Origin of the sequence: Roseovarius indicus, assembly GCF_008728195.1 — a bacterium.
GTDB classification, from domain to species: domain Bacteria; phylum Pseudomonadota; class Alphaproteobacteria; order Rhodobacterales; family Rhodobacteraceae; genus Roseovarius; species Roseovarius indicus.
Window position 1 is genome coordinate 381,225 of the sequence record NZ_CP031599.1, and the last position, 17,623, is coordinate 398,847.

Annotated in this window: 18 protein-coding genes and 1 pseudogene; 3 read left to right on the forward strand and 16 right to left on the reverse strand. The window is 61.5% G+C overall.

From position 1 onward, the window contains the following. Window positions 1-66: 66 nt before the first annotated feature. Genes RIdsm_RS28125 through RIdsm_RS28130 form a run of 3 tightly spaced genes read right to left on the reverse strand, consistent with a single transcriptional unit; the run spans window position 67 to window position 5,477 of the window. Complete coding sequence (locus tag RIdsm_RS28125) at window positions 67-1,098, reverse strand: DUF7146 domain-containing protein (protein ID WP_057820977.1); 1,032 nt, start codon at window positions 1,096-1,098, stop codon at window positions 67-69. A 3-nt stretch (window positions 1,099-1,101) separates the two neighbouring features. After that, on the reverse strand, window positions 1,102-1,860 hold the full coding sequence (locus tag RIdsm_RS30955; RefSeq protein ID WP_420854137.1) for a hypothetical protein: 759 nt from the start codon (window positions 1,858-1,860) through the stop codon (window positions 1,102-1,104). Window positions 1,861-1,913: 53 nt separating this feature from the next. Beyond that, window positions 1,914-5,477, reverse strand: coding sequence for a strawberry notch family protein (locus tag RIdsm_RS28130; RefSeq protein WP_420854138.1), 3,564 nt, complete (start codon window positions 5,475-5,477; stop codon window positions 1,914-1,916). A 177-nt stretch (window positions 5,478-5,654) separates the two neighbouring features. Between RIdsm_RS28130 and RIdsm_RS28135 the strand changes: the two genes are divergently transcribed. Further along, window positions 5,655-5,951: a hypothetical protein gene (locus RIdsm_RS28135; protein ID WP_038070134.1), complete on the forward strand. Its 297-nt coding sequence runs from the start codon at window positions 5,655-5,657 to the stop codon at window positions 5,949-5,951. Between the two features lie 220 nt (window positions 5,952-6,171). Here RIdsm_RS28135 and RIdsm_RS28140 read toward each other — a convergent pair whose 3' ends face one another. The 9 genes and pseudogenes from RIdsm_RS28140 to RIdsm_RS28180 form a co-directional block, all read right to left on the reverse strand. Continuing rightward, entirely contained in the window at window positions 6,172-6,873 is a 702-nt protein-coding gene (locus RIdsm_RS28140; RefSeq protein ID WP_043872316.1) for an RES family NAD+ phosphorylase, read from the reverse strand. Next, window positions 6,870-7,271 (reverse strand): MbcA/ParS/Xre antitoxin family protein, encoded by a 402-nt coding sequence (locus tag RIdsm_RS28145; RefSeq protein ID WP_043872363.1) that lies wholly within the window; start codon window positions 7,269-7,271, stop codon window positions 6,870-6,872. Before RIdsm_RS28145 ends, RIdsm_RS28140 begins: the two co-directional genes overlap by 4 nt. A 65-nt stretch (window positions 7,272-7,336) precedes the next feature. After that, window positions 7,337-7,981: a hypothetical protein gene (locus RIdsm_RS28150; protein WP_043872315.1), complete on the reverse strand. Its 645-nt coding sequence runs from the start codon at window positions 7,979-7,981 to the stop codon at window positions 7,337-7,339. Next, entirely contained in the window at window positions 7,974-8,393 is a 420-nt protein-coding gene (locus RIdsm_RS28155; protein ID WP_043872314.1) for a hypothetical protein, read from the reverse strand. Before RIdsm_RS28155 ends, RIdsm_RS28150 begins: the two co-directional genes overlap by 8 nt. A gap of 75 nt (window positions 8,394-8,468) precedes the next feature. Then, complete coding sequence (locus RIdsm_RS28160) at window positions 8,469-8,666, reverse strand: hypothetical protein (RefSeq protein ID WP_074743401.1); 198 nt, start codon at window positions 8,664-8,666, stop codon at window positions 8,469-8,471. Between the two features lies 1 nt (window position 8,667). After that, window positions 8,668-9,045 carry a DUF6915 family protein gene (locus RIdsm_RS28165; RefSeq protein WP_043872313.1) on the reverse strand — a complete coding sequence of 126 codons (378 nt, stop codon included), beginning with the start codon at window positions 9,043-9,045 and terminating at the stop codon, window positions 8,668-8,670. A 10-nt stretch (window positions 9,046-9,055) separates the two neighbouring features. Next, window positions 9,056-9,547, reverse strand: a complete 492-nt coding sequence (locus tag RIdsm_RS28170) for a DUF6878 family protein (protein WP_043872312.1) — start codon at window positions 9,545-9,547, stop codon at window positions 9,056-9,058. Between the two features lie 97 nt (window positions 9,548-9,644). Next, window positions 9,645-9,971 (reverse strand): annotated as a pseudogene (locus tag RIdsm_RS28175) (DNA repair protein RadC); the annotation flags it as partial. Between the two features lie 58 nt (window positions 9,972-10,029). Beyond that, window positions 10,030-11,385 (reverse strand): ISKra4 family transposase, encoded by a 1,356-nt coding sequence (locus tag RIdsm_RS28180; protein ID WP_151175244.1) that lies wholly within the window; start codon window positions 11,383-11,385, stop codon window positions 10,030-10,032. Between the two features lie 179 nt (window positions 11,386-11,564). On the opposite strand from RIdsm_RS28180, the gene RIdsm_RS28185 reads away from it, so the two are divergent. Together RIdsm_RS28185 and RIdsm_RS28190 are read left to right on the forward strand one after the other, a co-directional pair. Next, on the forward strand, window positions 11,565-13,016 hold the full coding sequence (locus RIdsm_RS28185; protein ID WP_244955864.1) for a Mu transposase C-terminal domain-containing protein: 1,452 nt from the start codon (window positions 11,565-11,567) through the stop codon (window positions 13,014-13,016). Continuing rightward, a complete protein-coding gene (locus RIdsm_RS28190) occupies window positions 12,998-14,353 on the forward strand; it encodes an ISKra4 family transposase (RefSeq protein WP_151175244.1) in 1,356 nt (451 codons plus the stop codon). Before RIdsm_RS28185 ends, RIdsm_RS28190 begins: the two co-directional genes overlap by 19 nt. A gap of 475 nt (window positions 14,354-14,828) precedes the next feature. Here the strand turns inward: RIdsm_RS28190 and petA are convergent, their stop codons facing one another. The 4 genes from petA to RIdsm_RS28210 all read right to left on the reverse strand — a co-directional run bounded on the left by petA (window position 14,829) and on the right by RIdsm_RS28210 (window position 17,514). Then, window positions 14,829-15,470: a ubiquinol-cytochrome c reductase iron-sulfur subunit gene (petA, locus tag RIdsm_RS28195; protein ID WP_074940830.1), complete on the reverse strand. Its 642-nt coding sequence runs from the start codon at window positions 15,468-15,470 to the stop codon at window positions 14,829-14,831. Between the two features lie 42 nt (window positions 15,471-15,512). Continuing rightward, window positions 15,513-15,836, reverse strand: a complete 324-nt coding sequence (locus RIdsm_RS28200; RefSeq protein WP_143100590.1) for a hypothetical protein — start codon at window positions 15,834-15,836, stop codon at window positions 15,513-15,515. A gap of 116 nt (window positions 15,837-15,952) precedes the next feature. Further along, window positions 15,953-16,585: an RNA polymerase sigma factor gene (locus tag RIdsm_RS28205; RefSeq protein WP_057821860.1), complete on the reverse strand. Its 633-nt coding sequence runs from the start codon at window positions 16,583-16,585 to the stop codon at window positions 15,953-15,955. Further along, on the reverse strand, window positions 16,582-17,514 hold the full coding sequence (locus tag RIdsm_RS28210; RefSeq protein ID WP_074940832.1) for a DMT family transporter: 933 nt from the start codon (window positions 17,512-17,514) through the stop codon (window positions 16,582-16,584). The genes RIdsm_RS28205 and RIdsm_RS28210 overlap by 4 nt, the downstream gene beginning before the upstream one ends. Between the last annotated feature and the right edge of the window lie 109 nt (window positions 17,515-17,623).

Consider the following 17,623-nt stretch of genomic DNA (forward strand, 5'->3'; position numbering starts at 1 on the left):
ATCCAGAGCCACGACTGGGATGCAGCCCCCTTGCCCCGCACTCCCAGACCCCCTGCGCGATGCAGCTCAGCCCAACAGGCGATGCTGATCCTCTGGCCCGATCTGACCTGCCAGATGCTGGCGCAGCGCGTCCTTGCCGTTCGCCCGAAGATCATCGTTGAAATCCCCGAGCCGCGGTTCCAGCACCCGCACACGCACCCCGACCTCGGAGGCTCTGGCGCTCAACCTCCCTGCCGCACGTTGCCCGGCCGGATCGCGGTCGATGGCGATGTAGAGGCGCTGGAGCCCCTCCGGCAGCAGGACCGCCCCGAGGTGTCCCGACGAGAGCGCCGCCCAGACGGGAAGGCTCGGGGCCGCCTCGGACAGGGACAGCATGGTCTCGATGCCCTCGCCGACGACGAGGATGTCATCCTGCGGGGTGAGCCTGACAGCATTGCCGAGGAGGTGACCCATAGCCCGACGCTCTGGATTCACTGCCGCCTTCCCCTGTCCGTCAGGCGCCAGCCAGGTGCGATGCACGCCCTGCACGGCCCCTGCCCCATCGGTAACCGCGGCGATCATCGCCGGTCTGGGGATGCTCCGGGTCTGCCCCTCTTCCCGATGCCAGCACTTCGGGTGGAAGCGTAAGGCGCCGTTCGCCCCGAATTGGGTGATGCCTCGGGAACGGAGGTAGGTCTCAGCAAGCGTGCCTGTGATCGGGTTCGAGGCAGCAAACAATCGCGCCGCTGCCGCGGGAGTGTCACCGGGCGCCTTGGCCTTCCTCGGCTCTTGCTTATCCGGGACGACCGGCTGCGGACGGCCAAGATGCGCTCGGGCCTCGGCGAGAAGGTCGGGGAAGCGCGTGATCCCCGTCCGGGCGCGGATGATGTCCAGGAGATCGCCATGCTCGCCTGTGGCCCCATCCGTAAACTTGCCCGCTGCCCCTGGTCCCGACGCAGGACCCGTCAACCGCACGAAGAGCGACCGGCCGGGGTTGTTCTGCAGATCGCCGACGATCCAGTAGGATCCTTCCCGCCGTCCGGCGGGAAGGTAGGCACGACAGACGCCTTCGGCATTTTCTGCCAGATCGCGCACGAGGTCTTCGGTCTTGGAATACATGGGTCAACAACCTCCGCGATCATGTAGCCTTGCGACAGGACAACGTGCAAGCAGACGATCCAGTATCGCGACGCCATCGGCGTCGGTCGGGCAAAACAGCCGAAGCTTCCAACTAATAATCTCCGAGAAGAAGCCATCGGCCTTGAGCCGGTCCTTGGCGGCCTCGGTGAACCCGGAGAGCTCGATCCGGTTCACGCCCATAACGCGGGACCGATGGAGCTCCATCCCCTCGGCCAGCCGCACCACGGTCTTGCCCTCCAGAACGAGGGCATGGACCTGCGCCGCCGACAGAGTCGGCGCGTCACTCGCAAGCGTGGTCGCGACCCAGGCGGGCGAGACACGGCGGCCGATGATGCGCTGACCGTCATCGGTCTGCAGCCGGTAGACGCGGGTTTCGTCCTGGGGGAGCTGCTTCCAGATCGGCAGCAGCAGGCCCGCCACGATGTGCAGCGTGGATTCCGAGAACTCGGGCACTTCAGCCAGTTCGGAATTCCATGCGGCGGTGAAGGCCGCGCGGTCGGCCTCGAGCCAATGGGTGTCCTCCATCAGCTTGGCCGGGACAGTGCTGGCCTCGGTCGGCCGGATCAGCCTGAGGCGTGGCTCGATGGTGCCATCATCCAGCATTAGGCTGGTGGCGGGCACCTGCACCGCGGCCCGGCCCGAGCGGCTGTTGACCAGAAGCCGCGCCTTCGGGTCATCGAGCCAGTCGAGCGCATCTGCGAGGGACGTCGGAGCATTGCGCCGCTTTTCCGCGATGGTCAAAAGCTGGGTTTCTGCGCCAGAACCGGGATGGGTGTAGATGACCCTTGCATCGGTTACGCGGAAGCTCTCGGCGCGCAGCGTCTCGAGGCCGAGGTCATAGACCCGGCGGCGATGGCCCCCTCGATCCGTTGATCGAGCAATTCCTCGAAAGCCGAGAAGAGCACGGCCTGCATGTTGATCGTCAACGCGAGCAGACGATTGAGGAAGGTCGTGATCGGCGGCAACTCGTCCTTCAGACCATTGTCATCGGTAAGGCTGAGACCGGTGGCATCCTCGAAAGCGCCGAGCGAGCAGCCCGCGACATCGCCGCGATAGATACGACGGTAGAGTTGGCGCAAAGCATCACGGGCGTATGGGCTTTCGAGGTTGTCCTCGGGTCGGAACAGCCCCTGCCCGCCGGTCTGGCGCTGGCCGCGCGTGATGGCCCCCAGCGTGTCGAGACGACGGGCGATGGTGGAGAGGAACCGCTTCTCTGCTTTCACATCGGTGGCCACAGGCCGGAACAGCGGCGGCTGCGCCTGATTGGTGCGGTTCGTCCGCCCGAGGCCCTGGATGGCAGCATCCGCCTTCCAGCCCGGTTCCAGAAGGTAATGGACCCGCAGGCGCTGGTTCTTGGCCCCGAGATCGGCGTGATAGCTGCGCCCCGTGCCGCCCGCGTCGGAGAAGATCAGGATGCGCTTCTGGTCATCCATGAAAGCGGCGGTTTCCGCGAGGTTGGCCGATCCGGCTCGGCTTTCCACGACAAGCCGCGCGGCAGGACCCTCGCCCTTGCGAACGATGCGGCGCGAGCGGCCCGTGACCTCGGCCACGAGATCGGTGCCGAAGCGCTGCACGATCTGGTCGAGCGCGCCCGGGACGGGCGGCAGTGACGCCAGCTTCTCGATCAGCGCATCGCGCCTGCGTGCTGCCTCGCGGCATTCGACCGGCTGACCATCGCGGACGACCGGTCGGGAAGACAGATTGCCCTCACTGTCGGTGAACGGCTCGTAGAGCTGCACCGGGAAGGAATGGGCGAGGTAGTCCAGCACATATTCCCTGGGAGTGATGTCGACGCGGATGTCGTTCCATTCCTCGGTCGGAATCTCCGAGAGACGGCGTTCCATCAGCGCCTCGCCGGTCGAGACGATCTGGATGACGGCCGCATGGCCTGCCGCGAGATCAGCCTCGATGCTGGAAATGAGGGTGGGGGTTTTCATGCTGGTCAACAGATGGCCGAAGAAGCGCTGCTTGGCGCTCTCGAAGGCCGAGCGAGCGGCGGATTTGGCCTGGCGGTTCAGAGTGCCGCTGTCACCCGTGATGTTGGCCGCCTCCATTGCGGCGGCAAGGTTGTTGTGGATAATGGCGAAGGCCCCGGCATAGGCATCGTAGATGCCGCACTGCTCGGGGGTCAGCGCATGCTCGAGCATCTCGTACTCGACACCGTCATAGGAAAGCGACCGGGCGGTGTAGAGGCCAAGCGACCGCAGGTCGCGGGCGAGGACCTCCATCGCGGCGACGCCGCCTGCCTCGATGGCCTCGACGAATTCCGCGCGGGTGGCGAACGGAAAGTCTTCCCCACCCCAAAGACCGAGCCGCTGCGCATAGGCGAGGTTGTGAACCGTCGTCGCCCCCGTCGCCGAGACATAGACCACGCGGGCATTCGGAAGTTTGTATTGAAGGCGCAGGCCCGCCCTGCCCTGCTGCGAGGCCATGGTATCGCCGCGCTCGCCTTTGCCGCCGGCGGCATTGGCCATGGCATGGCTTTCGTCGAAGAGGATCACCCCGTCGAAATCTGCCCCGAGCCAGTCGACGATCTGGTCGACGCGGGATTTCTTCCCACCTCGTTCTTCCGAACGCAGCGTCGCATAGGTGGTGAAGAGAATGCCCTCGGTAAGCGGGATGTCGCGGCCTTGGGCAAAGCGCGAGAGCGGCGTCACCAGCAGGCGCTCCTGCCCGAGCGCCGACCAGTCGCGCTGCGCATCTTCCAGCAGCTTGTCGCTCTTTGAGATCCACAGCGCCTTGCGTCTTCCTCGGGCCCAGTTGTCGAGCAGGATCCCGGCCGACTGGCGGCCCTTGCCCGCCCCGGTGCCATCGCCGAGGAAGAAACCCCGGCGGAAGTGGACGGCGTCAGCGGCATCGTCCGCTGCAGCGGAGACCACGTCTCCGGTCTCATCCGCGGTCCAAGACCCCGTGAGATGCGCGCCATGCGCCTCCCCCGCATAGATGACGGTCTCGAGCTGCGCGTCTGACAGCAGGCCGTCGCGCAGGATGGTCGCCGGAAGCTTGGGGCGATAGCTCGGTTTCGGAGGTGCGACAGAGGCCATGGCCGCCGATTGCACAAGCTTGGTCGGGTGCGATGCGGCGTCTGGGATGTCGATAGCCTGCAGACGGAAGGTCTCGTAGATCGCGTCGGACAGCCGTGCGGCATCTTCGTCCTCGGCGGCGTCGCGGAGAGCGTAGTACAGTTCTTCGGCCTCAATCGGCGTTTCGGGTTTCGCCATTTTAGCCGCAGAGGTCGCGCGCGATCGGCTGGTGGTTGTGTGTGTGGCGCGGGCAGGACTTCCCGGGAAGAGGGAAGAATGGAACAGACCTGCATTTGCGGCCTGTTCCAGTTCGAGGCGCGGCGGAATCTCTGCAGTGACCCGGGACATCAGATGCGCCACGTCCCTAGACATGGGTTGGCGCAGGTCTGCGGTGGTGCCGCCCGGCTCGCCGCCGCGGCATTTGTCGAAGACAGAAATCCGCGTCTCGAAGCTGGTGCCGTGCTTGGCGAAAGCGGCGCCCGACACCGCGCTGGTGAAGACGAGATGGGCCGTCTCGGTCATACGGCCGAAGGTCTCGGCCGAGGCCGGCGCATCCGGCGCGAAACCGGCCCCTGTGATGGCGACGAGCCGCCCGCCGGGGGCCAGGCGCGCGAGCGACGAGCGCAGATGCCGGGCCGTCGCCTCGGTCGACCGACCATCGACATTGGCTTGGGCCGAGAAGGGCGGGTTCATCAGGATGACGCTCGGGCTTGAGGAGGCGTCGAGATGATCATCGATCTGCGCGGCATCGAACCGGGTGACCGGTCGGCCCGGGAAAAGCAGCCGAAGGAGATCGACGCGGGTTTCGGCCAGCTCGTTCAGCGAAAGATTGCCGCCCGCGATCTCGGCAAGGATCGCCAGGAGCCCGGTCCCGGCAGACGGCTCGAGGACCAGGTCGCGGGGCGTGATCTGTGCTGCCGCCAGTGCCGCCAGTCCCATGGGCAAGGGCGTGCTGAATTGCTGAAACCGCTCCATCTCTTCCGACCGCCGGGTGTGCGTGGGCAAGAGACCTGCCACCTTGGCGAGGATCGGCAACAGCGCCGCAGGCGAGCCGGCACGCGCAAGCAGCGCCCGACCGAACTTTCGCAGAAAGAGGACCAGCGCCACCTCGCCCGCCTCATAGGCGAGCTTCCAGTCCCAAGCACCGGTCGCATCGGAACCGCCAAAGGCATGTTCCATCTCGCGGCGCAGGCGCAGCGCGTCGATCTGAAGCCCTTGCGCCAGATCGGGCTGCAGCGCTTCGGCAACAGCAACGATCGCAGAGGCAGGATTTGCTGCCAACGGGACAATGGGCGCAGGCAAGGACGCCTGCGCACCAGGGGCAAGATGGGTCATCGGGAAACTCCGGAATGAAGGACAGGATCAGGCCCGGACTCCCTCTCTCGGGCAGCCTCGGACCTGATCTTTCCCGGCCCCTCTCTCCCTCTCGCACCAAGGTGTTCCCGACGCTTGGCTTGATTTTGTTCTTGTTATGTTCTATTTTCAGAGCCAAGCCAGAAAGGGGGTTCCACCATGGAAAGCAGCACCCGCGCCCTGCCCGTAACACCCAAGCAGATTGCCTATGCGCGGTCGCTCGCCCTGCGCAACCGGACGCTCCTGCTCTGGGAGGTTCAGCAAGACCGGCGATCTTTGAGCGCTTGGATCGAGGTTCAGGCCCGGCTGAAGCCTGTATCGGACATGGACCGGCTGCCCACGTCCAAGCAAGTAGCCTTCGCGGAGAAACTCGCCCGGATCAAACGGCGCGCCGTTCCGGACGAATGCTTCCGCGACAAGGGGCTCATGTCGAAGTGGATCGACGGGAATAAGTGATGGGTGTCAGTTGGTGGATGGCGAGTCGGCGCACGAATCCACCAAGGCTTCCTTCCGCCTACGAAACGCTGCTCGTAGTGCGTCGGTCGGTGGGGGCGGACAGTCCAACGCCTCAAAGAACGGCTGATGGTCACATGGCTTCAAGTTCGTGACGTCCGCGCTGTTGTCGTTTGCCTGTTTCATTTTTTCGGACCCCCAAAGGCGCATGCGCTGTAACTTGTCAGCCGACAGCCGCAATCGAGTAGTGCGGTGTCCCATCCCACACAAGATCCCAAGACGCGCCCGGCCGGACGTTCTGAATTGCGTGGGGCTCGAAGCAGACCAGGCAATTCCCGCCCGGTGCAGGAGCCCGGACCGAAGGGTAAATCAGGCCCTTGGATCCGCCCCGACGTAGATGCTGTGCCAGGCTTTGGCCCTCGGGATACCCGACAGCCGGATCCGGATGCAGCGCCGGATGATCTGCCTCACCGGTCATGTCATCGAAGACGCCGATGAAGTCGGCCAGCAATTCCACATAGCGGGCGCTGTCCTGGAAGCTGCCGGTAAAGCCGAGTTCGCGTGTGCGGTGCCAGGCCACTTCGCTGACAGAAACCCTCACATCCCATGCGCAGTACCACGCGCCGCGCTCCTCGGCGTTGAAGCGGTTTCCGCCGACGCGGGTGTAAGTGAAGGCTGCGTTGACGTGACTGTCCCCATAGATGCGCAGATCGCGGCTGCGGCGTTGCCAAGCGAGTTCGCGCGGGTCCAGATGCGGGTTGCGCCCGCGTTCGGCCTGTAGACGCCCACTGGTCAGGCCCTCGATCTCTGCCAAGATCTCCATCTCGTCATCGGTATCGACGAGACCGCGCAGCGATGGTGGCTTGTGGTAGGTGGCGGGCAGGAGACGAACGAGACCGCGATCGGAAATCTCGGTCTGCTTCATGCCCCACCACGCAACGCATCAAGATAGGTCCGAACCGCGAGGATCTGCGGCAAACCCCCGTCGATGGCGGTGTCGACTGGTCGGCTTCCACCAAAGAGCGGCCCCTTGTTCGGTCGGGTGAACCAGCTTTTTGCCAGCGGCTCCGAGAAGTAGAGTTCGAGCGACTTGAAGATGCCAATTACAGCGCTGAGCCGCAGCAGTTGGTCCTTGGTGAGCTCTCCGGCGAAATCCGGCTTCTTGGCGCGCTTCCATGTGCTCTCTGACATGTCGGCAAGGCCAGCCGCTTCCTTGAGACTGAGACCCCAAGCATCGGCCACGCGTGCATAAGCTTTCAACGCGACGGTGTTGATCTGTGCGGGTTCCCGGATTTTCTCTGCAACGTACATGGCGTCCTCCATTGGCTTCAATATAGTCCATATGGACTTACTGTAAAGATCAAATGAACCTTGCACTTTGATCACTGTTACCCGAACCGCCGCCCTCCTTCCGTGAACGTATACTCGTTGACGATGATCCCCTCCTCGATGGCCTCGTCCGAGGTGAGGTGGTCGTATTCGGCTTCGAGCTGGCGGTAGAGCCAGCGGGCCAGATCGCGCAGCGCCTCGGTCACGAGCTCCTCGGCGTCCTCGGTCGGCGGCTGCCACCTCGGACTGTCCCGCGTGACGTCGATCGACATGGTGTATTCATGGTAGTAGCGGCCACGGTGGCTGGCCTCGGCGGCGAGTTGGTAGAAGTTTCGCCGCTGGATGGCCTGCAGACGGTCGGCGATGCCATGCAGCGTCGCGTCGGTCGGGGCGTAGTCCCGGATGCGCGTGGCCGCGCCCTTGGCGTGGGACCAGTAGCCCTCGAAGCAGGCGCCGTCGCCCTGGCTCCAGAAACCGGAAAACCAGATGCAAGGCTTGGCCCGCGCCCCGCCACCCATCAGGCGGACGGCGGTGGTCTTCAGGCAGATGCCGAGGATTTCGCAGACCCGCTCGAAATCCTCATAGACCGCATCCCACCAGTCGTCGTGGGGTCCAAGGTCGCGATACCAGTTGCGGGCCTTCTCCTTGGCGGCATCCGAGAGTTCGGGGAACTGGTAGACGGTGGTGCAGATCACCTCAGGCATCGATGTCCTCCCCGTTCAATGCGGCGGCCAGCCATTCTTGCGTGCTGGACCAGCCGATGGATTTGCGCGCACCGAGATCGATGGCATGCGCGCCGCCACCAAAGGCGTCGAGTCGTGGCCGAGAGCAGGTCAGAGAATACTGGAACCCCCAAGGGCCGGTGAGGTCGAGCTCTTCAGCAAGACGCAGGACGAAGCGGATGACGGCTTCGACATCGCCGTTCCCGTCATCATGGATCCAGAGGCTGCTGCCCTCGGGCGCGTCCTGGCGCATGAGATCGAAGCCAGCGATATCCGGGTCGTCGGCGTCCTGATCCGCAGCGCGCAGTTCCTGGAACAGCGCGAGTGCACGGGCAGCCTTGTCGGGGCTGCCGACGTCGAGCAGGCACGAGAAATGGGTGAAGTATTCTGCCATGGGAACCTCCTTAATGGGGAAGACCCGGCCAAGAGGCCGGGTACTGAATCGGGATGAAGGGTCGGCCGGGAGCGATCAGCCGATCGACGTGTCGTCTGCCGCCTTTCGTGCGGCATGCGCGCAGAGCATTTGCCGGTAGAAATGCTTGCGCGCGGTTCGGAGGCCGCAAACGGCGCGTGTGTTGGGGTGCAGCGCCCGGATCGCCGCGCGAACCACTGCCAGTGGCGAAGCGGTCAGCGGCAAGCCAAGACTTAGATAAGTGGGATCGGTCATGTCACGTTACCTCGACCACGGGCGAGACGAGATGCGGATCGACCTGTGCCTCGATCCGTTCGGTCCGACCCATCCAAGGCTCGGGCCGAATGGCCTTCACCCAATCGGCGAAGCTCGGAATGAAGCCGAGGTCTTCCTTCACATGTTGCTCTCCCACCCAGCGGGTCGGGATGATGCGCCCGGTCGAGAGCGAGAGGGTCTGGCCGAAAATCGTCTCGGCCATGAAGATGCCCTCCGCATGGTGGCGCAGCGCCCGGTGCCGAAAATCGGCCGTGATCTCCTTGCTCTGGTCAAACCAGGAATGCACTGCCATGAAGTCGTCGACCGTGCCGCCCCATTTCTTCACCGAGGACAGGGCGTGGTGGTAGGGATGTGCCATCGCCGCCCCCTCAGAAATCGTGGGTGGTGAGTTCGGACGAGGTGAAGCGCTCGTTGAACTCGAGGTGGATGGAGCGCGCGCGCGCGTCGAAGCAGAATTCGCCGTAAGCCCCGTCGTTGTTTTCCCAACCTCCATGGGTGTCAGACAGCAAGTCGTAGGCCAGTTGCTCGACGACATCTTCCAGCGAAAGCGCCCGCGTCTCGACCTCCGGGTCGTCCCAGGTCAATGCGGCATAGGCGATCTCGGTCTTGGGGAAAACAACCTCGGTCTCGCCAGCGTAGGCAGCGATACTCTCAACCTGACCGCTGTCGCCATAGCCGTCGAAACACACAGTCACATGTGTGATGCCCGCGGCAGTCAGGCCATCGAAGAGGCGCTCCTTGTTGGCCGGTCGCAAAGCTGCGATCCGCGCGTCACGCTCGGACTGCCGAGCCAGCACGGCGGCGAAATCAATCCTGGACGGCGCCATCGGCGCGGCCAGGGTGGGTTCGATCTTGGACATTGGAAACTCCGGAATGAGGAAAGGGATCTGAACCCCGAGGCTCTCTCTCGTCCTCGCAGGCTCACATCCTCCCCTGCCCTTCTCTGACTCTCGGGCGTCACGCCGCGATCTGCAGGGCGCGAGACGCGAAGACACGCCAGAGCGGATCGACAAGACGGGCATCGAGAAGGTTGGCGTGGTGCCGCAGCCGTCGCGCGAGGCCATGTTCATGCCACTCGGCCGCCCGCATGGCCTGCGCGCGGGTCTGGCTGGCCTCGGACACGACGGCGCGGGCTTCGGCGGCATCCGAGACCGGGTGGCACCATGCGACCCCGCCATCACAGGTAGCTCCGGCCAGAACGAGACGGCCCTCCCGATCGAGGATTGCCAGGATGCGCGGAGCGTCTTCAGGTGTGATATCTTCGGCGTGAATGATTGCCCCCTTGTCGCGTAGCCCTTAATTGTGAGATGGGAAATCCAAGGGAGTGGGCAAAACCTGGGGGTCACGCGGCTCTTTGGTACGCGCCGGTTAGCCGACCGTCGAGAACCGCGGCGCGGACAACGGCCACGCGGTGGGCTCCCTTGGGCGACCATCTCATGCGGCGGCGCTTGCCCATGCGGGTGTTCCCGATGTCGTCCACGCAGCCCTCTGCCCGGGACGAAGAAATCGGAAGACCCGCGCGGTACCGCCGACCATAGTCGGTCAGGCTGTCCATGTTGTTTGCAAGGTATGAGTACAGATCGCGGCACCGGGCTTGCACTCGCCGGGCCGCATCAGTCGCCACGCGGTCATCTGTAGCCAGCCGCGTGCAATCGACCATCAACCATTGGAGACTGGTCGTGGCCGTTAGAACTTTTCCATGCCAAAGGTACCATCGCAGCGTTTCGGCGGGACGTTTGAACAGCACTGGAATGCCGGAGAAGCCCCTGCTCTGCAGCAGGCCCTTTACGGCGTTCTCAACGTGCTGAATGCGCATCGAGATATGCCACCAGTCGAGAATGTGGCGAACCTTTCCACCGACGGCGACGCGCACGAGGTTCGGCAGGGCGGGTTCCCCGTCCGAAATCACCGTGACGGTTTGTTTGTGATCCCAACCGAGAGCCCTCAAGTCCTGGCGAAGCTGGCTGGCAGGTGACAGGACTGCCTGCTGAACAAGGCCGAAGCGGCGGCACTTGTCGTGGCTTTCGATCTTGCCAACCACAACATCGAGGTGTCGCTTCTGGTATTCCGGTCGGCATCGGATATGCGCACCGTCCAGGAAAACCGTCAACGCAGACGCCTCTTCGGCGGCCGAAGGAACTACAGGCTGAGTCTGCTCGCTGTCGCAGATCTCCCGGGAGACTTTGCCCAGACGATTGCGCACCGATGTATTCACCTGCTTCGCGCAAGGCAGGAAGGTTTCCAGGATTCGTGCCGCTTCCCGGAAGGAATGCCGTGCCCCAAGTTCGGCCTGAAGGCGTTGCAGTTCCGGAGTCGACCGGTCCGGAAAAAAATGAGCGAGTGGCGAAAGCGGTCCGCCCAGGACGTCGTCGGATTTTGTATCGCAGGCGCAGCGACGAATGCGCGGCGCCTTGACCTGGAACCTGCCGAAGAGGGTGTCGAGCACCCGAGGCCGATAATCATGTATGGCTCGGACCTCGTCGCAGTCAGGACATATTCTGCTGGCTTCGGAAACTTCCTCGATCTGGTCGAGCAGGATCGCATTCTGTAATTGCCCCAGGATCGTCTTCGCATCTTCGAGTAACAACCCGAACCCCTCAGGCTGCGTGCGTCGAAACGGGCGGGACAAACGGCCGAGAGGATGCCTCTTTGTGGTTCCGTTCTCAAAGGTCGTCTCGACTATAATCCGCACGTCCATGGCAGTTCCCCTCTCAATGAACCACCAACATACACAGACACCCCCAGGTTTTGCCCACTCCCAAATCCAACGAAATCAACGGCTGAGTTTTGCCCTTAAATATGAGATTTTGCCTTTAATTCTGATATTTTTGCCCTTAAACCTGAGACAGGGTTCACAGACATTTGCGGCAAATATCGATGAATGATGATGGCGAAGACTGCGTTGCTGTTGGTGCTGAAGAGGCGCGCAGGGCCGCGGTGCTGCGCCCTCTTGTTCAGGCATATCTCAATGGGACTGGCAGCCTGGAACGTGGCATCAATGACGCCGTTTGGGAGCTTGGTGTCAGCAGGGCGACGGTCTGGCGTTGGATAAAACGGTTGGCGGAAGAGGGTGGGCGCACCAGCGCTCTGGCTCCGCGGAAACGGGGCCGCCCGACCGGGACGATGTTAATATCCAGCAAAGTCGAAGCGGTAATCGAGGAGCACCTTCGCCGCTATTTCTTGCGCCGGGAGCGTTCGAGCTTGTCGCGCGTCGTGACAGAAATCCGCAGCGCTTGCTGGCAGGAGGGCTTGCAACCGCCGACACGGCGAACGGTTCAGCGTCGTCTGGATGCGATGGATGCCCGCGAAGTTGCGAAGGCACGAGAGGGCGCAAAGGCGGCCCGCCAGAAATTTGCGCCGGTCACAGGTGAGAACAAGGCCAGTATGCCACTGGAGATCGTCCAAATTGATCATACACCGGCGGACATCATTCTTGTCGACGGCTTTGAACGCAAACCAATTGGGCGGCCTTGGGTCACGCTGGCGATCGACGTCGCAACGCGGATGGTGACCGGATATTACACCTCTCTCGAGGCACCTTCGCGTCTGTCAGTGGCGCTTTGCCTGACACAGGCGGTGGCCCTCAAGGAGGAACTTCTTGCGGAATTGGCGTGCGATGTTCCTTGGCCGGCACAGGGCAAACCGCACAGCATCCACGTCGATAACGGTCGCGATTTCCGGTCGCGCGCCTTTCGGTCGGCCTGTGCGGATTGGGGGATCGATCTGGTCTATCGACCGCCAGCAAGTCCTCACTTCGGTGGTCACATCGAACGGTTGATCGGCACCATGATGGGGGCCGTTCACCTGTTGCCGGGAACAACGCAATCCTCGATCGCGGCAAAGGGCGACTATGACGCCGAAAGCAAGGCCACGATGACGTTGAGCGAATTCGATCGCTGGTTTGCTCTGGAAATCTGCCGTTACAACAACAGCATTCATTCAAGTCTTGGCTGCACGCCCGTTGCCAAATGGGAGGCGCTCTCAGAGCAAATGACAGGCGACATCCCCTTCGAGATGGAAGCCTTTCAGGTGAGCTTCCTGCCGAGTGAACTGCGCAAGATCAGGCGTGACGGCATCCATCTGTTCCAGATAAGGTACTGGTCCGATGCCCTTGCAGGCCACATTGGGCGCGGGGATGGAAAGGTGGTCGTTCGCTACGATCCTCGCGATATCTCAATGATCTGGGTCGAACTGGACGATGGCCGGTATGTTGAGGCGCGGTACAGAAACCTGGAAATTCCGCCCGTCGGGAGTGGGCAAAACCTGGGGGTGTCTGTGTATGTTGGTGGTTCATTGAGAGGGGAACTGCCATGGACGTGCGGATTATAGTCGAGACGACCTTTGAGAACGGAACCACAAAGAGGCATCCTCTCGGCCGTTTGTCCCGCCCGTTTCGACGCACGCAGCCTGAGGGGTTCGGGTTGTTACTCGAAGATGCGAAGACGATCCTGGGGCAATTACAGAATGCGATCCTGCTCGACCAGATCGAGGAAGTTTCCGAAGCCAGCAGAATATGTCCTGACTGCGACGAGGTCCGAGCCATACATGATTATCGGCCTCGGGTGCTCGACACCCTCTTCGGCAGGTTCCAGGTCAAGGCGCCGCGCATTCGTCGCTGCGCCTGCGATACAAAATCCGACGACGTCCTGGGCGGACCGCTTTCGCCACTCGCTCATTTTTTTCCGGACCGGTCGACTCCGGAACTGCAACGCCTTCAGGCCGAACTTGGGGCACGGCATTCCTTCCGGGAAGCGGCACGAATCCTGGAAACCTTCCTGCCTTGCGCGAAGCAGGTGAATACATCGGTGCGCAATCGTCTGGGCAAAGTCTCCCGGGAGATCTGCGACAGCGAGCAGACTCAGCCTGTAGTTCCTTCGGCCGCCGAAGAGGCGTCTGCGTTGACGGTTTTCCTGGACGGTGCGCATATCCGATGCCGACCGGAATACCAGAAGCGACACCTCGATGTTGTGGTTGGCAAGATCGAAAGCCACGACAAGTGCCGCCGCTTCGGCCTTGTTCAGCAGGCAGTCCTGTCACCTGCCAGCCAGCTTCGCCAGGACTTGAGGGCTCTCGGTTGGGATCACAAACAAACCGTCACGGTGATTTCGGACGGGGAACCCGCCCTGCCGAACCTCGTGCGCGTCGCCGTCGGTGGAAAGGTTCGCCACATTCTCGACTGGTGGCATATCTCGATGCGCATTCAGCACGTTGAGAACGCCGTAAAGGGCCTGCTGCAGAGCAGGGGCTTCTCCGGCATTCCAGTGCTGTTCAAACGTCCCGCCGAAACGCTGCGATGGTACCTTTGGCATGGAAAAGTTCTAACGGCCACGACCAGTCTCCAATGGTTGATGGTCGATTGCACGCGGCTGGCTACAGATGACCGCGTGGCGACTGATGCGGCCCGGCGAGTGCAAGCCCGGTGCCGCGATCTGTACTCATACCTTGCAAACAACATGGACAGCCTGACCGACTATGGTCGGCGGTACCGCGCGGGTCTTCCGATTTCTTCGTCCCGGGCAGAGGGCTGCGTGGACGACATCGGGAACACCCGCATGGGCAAGCGCCGCCGCATGAGATGGTCGCCCAAGGGAGCCCACCGCGTGGCCGTTGTCCGCGCCGCGGTTCTCGACGGTCGGCTAACCGGCGCGTACCAAAGAGCCGCGTGACCCCCAGGTTTTGCCCACTCCCTTGGATTTCCCATCTCACAATTAAGGGCTACGCGACACCGGTCGAGGAAAATCGGGATGGCAATTTCGCTATTTCGCAGCGAGCGAGATGAATGGATTAGAAGCAGGGTAGAGAGCCCTACAATTGCGCTTAGCGTGATCATGACTGTGATCTCCTTTCATTGCCAAATTACTGGCCTGACCTTCTCGCCATGTAAGGTTTCTTCGCGGTTAGCTTCAGTTTTTGCTGCAACAGCATCCCTTGGACGGCGAAGCAGTCGCCCGGGCCACGGGCTCGAGATCGGCGGCCAAGCTGACGGAATGACTGCTACAGCAGCCGCCGGATTTTGGGTTTTCGCTTTGGGTGGTTTTCTGGTCCATCTAGGCCTCCTTCAATTAAGGTTTCAGATCGGAGACGCCCACCACGACATTCCATTACAGGGAAAACGGTAGATTTCGCGTATTTTCTGCTAGATCACGCAATTCCAACCTTCAGCAGCAGGTCGGACCCGAGACTATAAGGCGGAATATCGAGGTTGCGCGGTGCGGGACCTTTTCGAATTCGGCCTGACAGATCGTAATGCGATCCGTGACACGGACAGAACCACCCGCCAAATTCTCCGACGCTGGATCCATCTTGACCGATCGGCACACAGCCAAGGTGCGTGCAGATACTTATCACGATCAACCACTCGCCTGCTTCATCGGTCGCTCGGTTCGCGTCGAGGGCAGGCAAGGGTTCATTGATATTGGGATTTCCCTCGCTGTCATCAATCGGATCGGGAAGATCATCAAGTGGAGTGGCCCTTGCCTTTGCGACGGTCTCAGGCGTGCGACGCCAAATGAAGACTGGCTTGCCAGCCCATTTGACGGTTATCCGCGACCCCAATTGTACGCCGGTCAAATCTACGGCAATCGTTGACTGACTGATCACATCGGCCGAGGGGTTCATGGAATCGGCCAATGACCAGACCGCGGCCCCTGCGGCAACTGTTCCTGCTGCTGTGGTTGTATAGTAAAGAAAGTCGCGTCGGTTGGCTGCTTCTACATCATCAGCAGTTTTTGTGAATCGGGCATCGTGCTCTCCTTCGCTTGCCTTTGGTCGGTTCCGCGACAAGCAGCGTCCTCGTGGCGGCCTTGTTTCTTTGCTGCCGAGGCGTCAATTTGGCGGCCTTGAATCGCTCTTCTGATCTGCAAAATTCTGGTACGATGTCTGAACATTCAGCAGCAGCACCACGAGTTCGGTCGCTATATCGCGACGTAATCCGGCAAGGAGGTACGCGCCATCTATGGACCAGAGGCCCAGAAGCCTCGTGGCTTCAACCAAGCGCTGGCCTTCGTCTCCTATCCGCCGAAACAGTTCCTGTGAAATCGGCGCATCGGCATGGCGCGAACTCGCGGCGCATGTGCGACTCAAACCCTGAACAAGGCCGAGCATTTCCTCCGAGGTGACGAAGCGCTCGGGCGTTGCCGGGTCCGGCATATACCCCCTCGGCATATCATTTCGGACTATCCCGTCGTGGCACTTGAAAACGGGCTTTTCACAGGAGTGGACGCTCCCTGACGTAAACCATTACACTTAGTCGAGTCAGTACTCGCCTATTTGGCTACGTCCCTTGGAGCACAATGCAACTCGTCTTCCGGGCTTTCACAGCCGATCGGAGGGCAGTAGCAATCGTCCCATCCTGTCTTGCAGCACTTTCCACAATGGCCCGTCAACGCGTCACGTAAGGCCATGCGGGCTCGGTGAAGCCGTACTCCAAGCGCGTTCCGCGTAAGGCCCATGTCGGTGGCAACAGCGGCGCGGTCCTCCTCGCCAAGGTCAATCCGACGGATCAGGTCGGCATCCGCATCGCGCAAGGTGGGTATCAGACCGTTCACGCAACGGCAAAATTGCGCCATCTGTTCGGGGGCATCATGAGCTAGTTCCTCGGGTTCTCCGCCATATGCTTCGGTCAGGCGCCCTCGACGTGCCGCCTTGCGGAAATGATCGTTCATCGTCGAACGCAATATGGCGTAGAGCCAAGAATCCACCCGTTCCACATCGCGCAATTGTTCTTTGCGCGTAAGCACGCGGATGCAGAATTCCTGCAAAACATCCTCGGCATCCGCTTTGTTGCCCAAACGGCGCATCAGAAAGCCCCAAAAAGCCTGCCTGCCTTCTGAAAGCGCCATTCTGGCTGCGTCGTGATCATGCGTGACTCCGCACGATTTATTTTCTGTGCCCGTCATACTTCGCCGCCTCCTGATTGAGATGCAGGCGCCTCGCTATCAACTTCATTTCCAAGCATCGCTTTCCGCCGGTGAACTAGCGCTATACCCAAGAATATCATAACGATCCCGATGATCTGCAAGAGCGATAGACGCTCGCCATAGATCACGAAACCCAAGGTCAACCCGAAGACTGGAATGAGAAAGCTGAAGGCGTTGGCCCGGTTCAAGGGAACCGTTTCAAGCGCCGTAAACCATAACCAATAAACAAGAGCGGAGCCTGCCAAGGCCAAGGCAAGAAGTGAAGCTATAAACGTGAACGTCCAATTTATTGTGGTAGGCTCCTCCGTGACCAAAGCCGCAATGGCCAGTGGTACGCTGCCCAACAGCATCTGCAATCCCATCGCCGAAAGGCTATCAACCTTTCCTGCAATAGATTTTATCATGACGTTGCTGAACGTAACGCCCGCGGCTGCAAGAATGATGTAGAGAACGCCAATTGCATAACTCTCGTTTCGTTCCGCAAGAAAATCTGGCAACGCAATCAGCACGATTCCCGCGAAGCCCGCGAACAAACCCGAGCCACCTCGAATAGACAACTTTTCTCCCAGCCAAAGCGCCGCGAGAACAGCTGCCAGGAGAGGTTGTGTATTCGCTATCACTGTAGCAAGGCCGGGCGAAACGAACTCTGCCGCATGAAACATCCCAAGAAAGCCGAGACTTGTCGCACCTAGGCCAACTCCTGAAAGCGTCATCCAAACCCGCCATCCACGCGGAAAGGGTCGACCCAGGACAAGCGCCAAAAGCGTAAGAATAATGCCTGCCAGGGCCGCCCTCATAGCTGCGAAGGTCAGGTGGGGCGAGTATTCAAGTCCGGCCACGATGACGGGAAAACACAACGCCCAAAGCACCATGGCAAAGACAATCTTCAAAGTCGCAACTGGTGTCATGGGTAGTCCTAACGTCAAAGACAAACACCTTCGTCCTCAGCTGCATTTACAGGATAAAGCGCCGCTTGCCGCGGAAATCTGTCACCAAATGTAACCAGTTGGGGTTTTG

Bases quoted from the DNA above. Each gene is read 5' to 3' on its own strand.
- RIdsm_RS28145 (WP_043872363.1), bottom strand. From the start codon at position 7,271: ATGGAGGACGCCATGTACGTTGCAGAGAAAATCCGGGAACCCGCACAG.
- RIdsm_RS28185 (WP_244955864.1), top strand. From the start codon at position 11,565: ATGAATGATGATGGCGAAGACTGCGTTGCTGTTGGTGCTGAAGAGGCG.
- RIdsm_RS28180 (WP_151175244.1), bottom strand. From the start codon at position 11,385: ATGGACGTGCGGATTATAGTCGAGACGACCTTTGAGAACGGAACCACA.
- RIdsm_RS28160 (WP_074743401.1), bottom strand. From the start codon at position 8,666: ATGACCGATCCCACTTATCTAAGTCTTGGCTTGCCGCTGACCGCTTCG.
- RIdsm_RS28140 (WP_043872316.1), bottom strand. From the start codon at position 6,873: ATGAAGCAGACCGAGATTTCCGATCGCGGTCTCGTTCGTCTCCTGCCC.
- RIdsm_RS28190 (WP_151175244.1), top strand. From the start codon at position 12,998: ATGGACGTGCGGATTATAGTCGAGACGACCTTTGAGAACGGAACCACA.
- RIdsm_RS28205 (WP_057821860.1), bottom strand. From the start codon at position 16,585: ATGACGGGCACAGAAAATAAATCGTGCGGAGTCACGCATGATCACGAC.
- RIdsm_RS28150 (WP_043872315.1), bottom strand. From the start codon at position 7,981: ATGCCTGAGGTGATCTGCACCACCGTCTACCAGTTCCCCGAACTCTCG.
- RIdsm_RS28135 (WP_038070134.1), top strand. From the start codon at position 5,655: ATGGAAAGCAGCACCCGCGCCCTGCCCGTAACACCCAAGCAGATTGCC.
- RIdsm_RS28200 (WP_143100590.1), bottom strand. From the start codon at position 15,836: ATGCCGGACCCGGCAACGCCCGAGCGCTTCGTCACCTCGGAGGAAATG.
- RIdsm_RS28155 (WP_043872314.1), bottom strand. From the start codon at position 8,393: ATGGCAGAATACTTCACCCATTTCTCGTGCCTGCTCGACGTCGGCAGC.
- RIdsm_RS28210 (WP_074940832.1), bottom strand. From the start codon at position 17,514: ATGACACCAGTTGCGACTTTGAAGATTGTCTTTGCCATGGTGCTTTGG.
- RIdsm_RS28130 (WP_420854138.1), bottom strand. From the start codon at position 5,477: ATGACCCATCTTGCCCCTGGTGCGCAGGCGTCCTTGCCTGCGCCCATT.
- RIdsm_RS28170 (WP_043872312.1), bottom strand. From the start codon at position 9,547: ATGTCCAAGATCGAACCCACCCTGGCCGCGCCGATGGCGCCGTCCAGG.
- RIdsm_RS28125 (WP_057820977.1), bottom strand. From the start codon at position 1,098: ATGTATTCCAAGACCGAAGACCTCGTGCGCGATCTGGCAGAAAATGCC.
- RIdsm_RS28165 (WP_043872313.1), bottom strand. From the start codon at position 9,045: ATGGCACATCCCTACCACCACGCCCTGTCCTCGGTGAAGAAATGGGGC.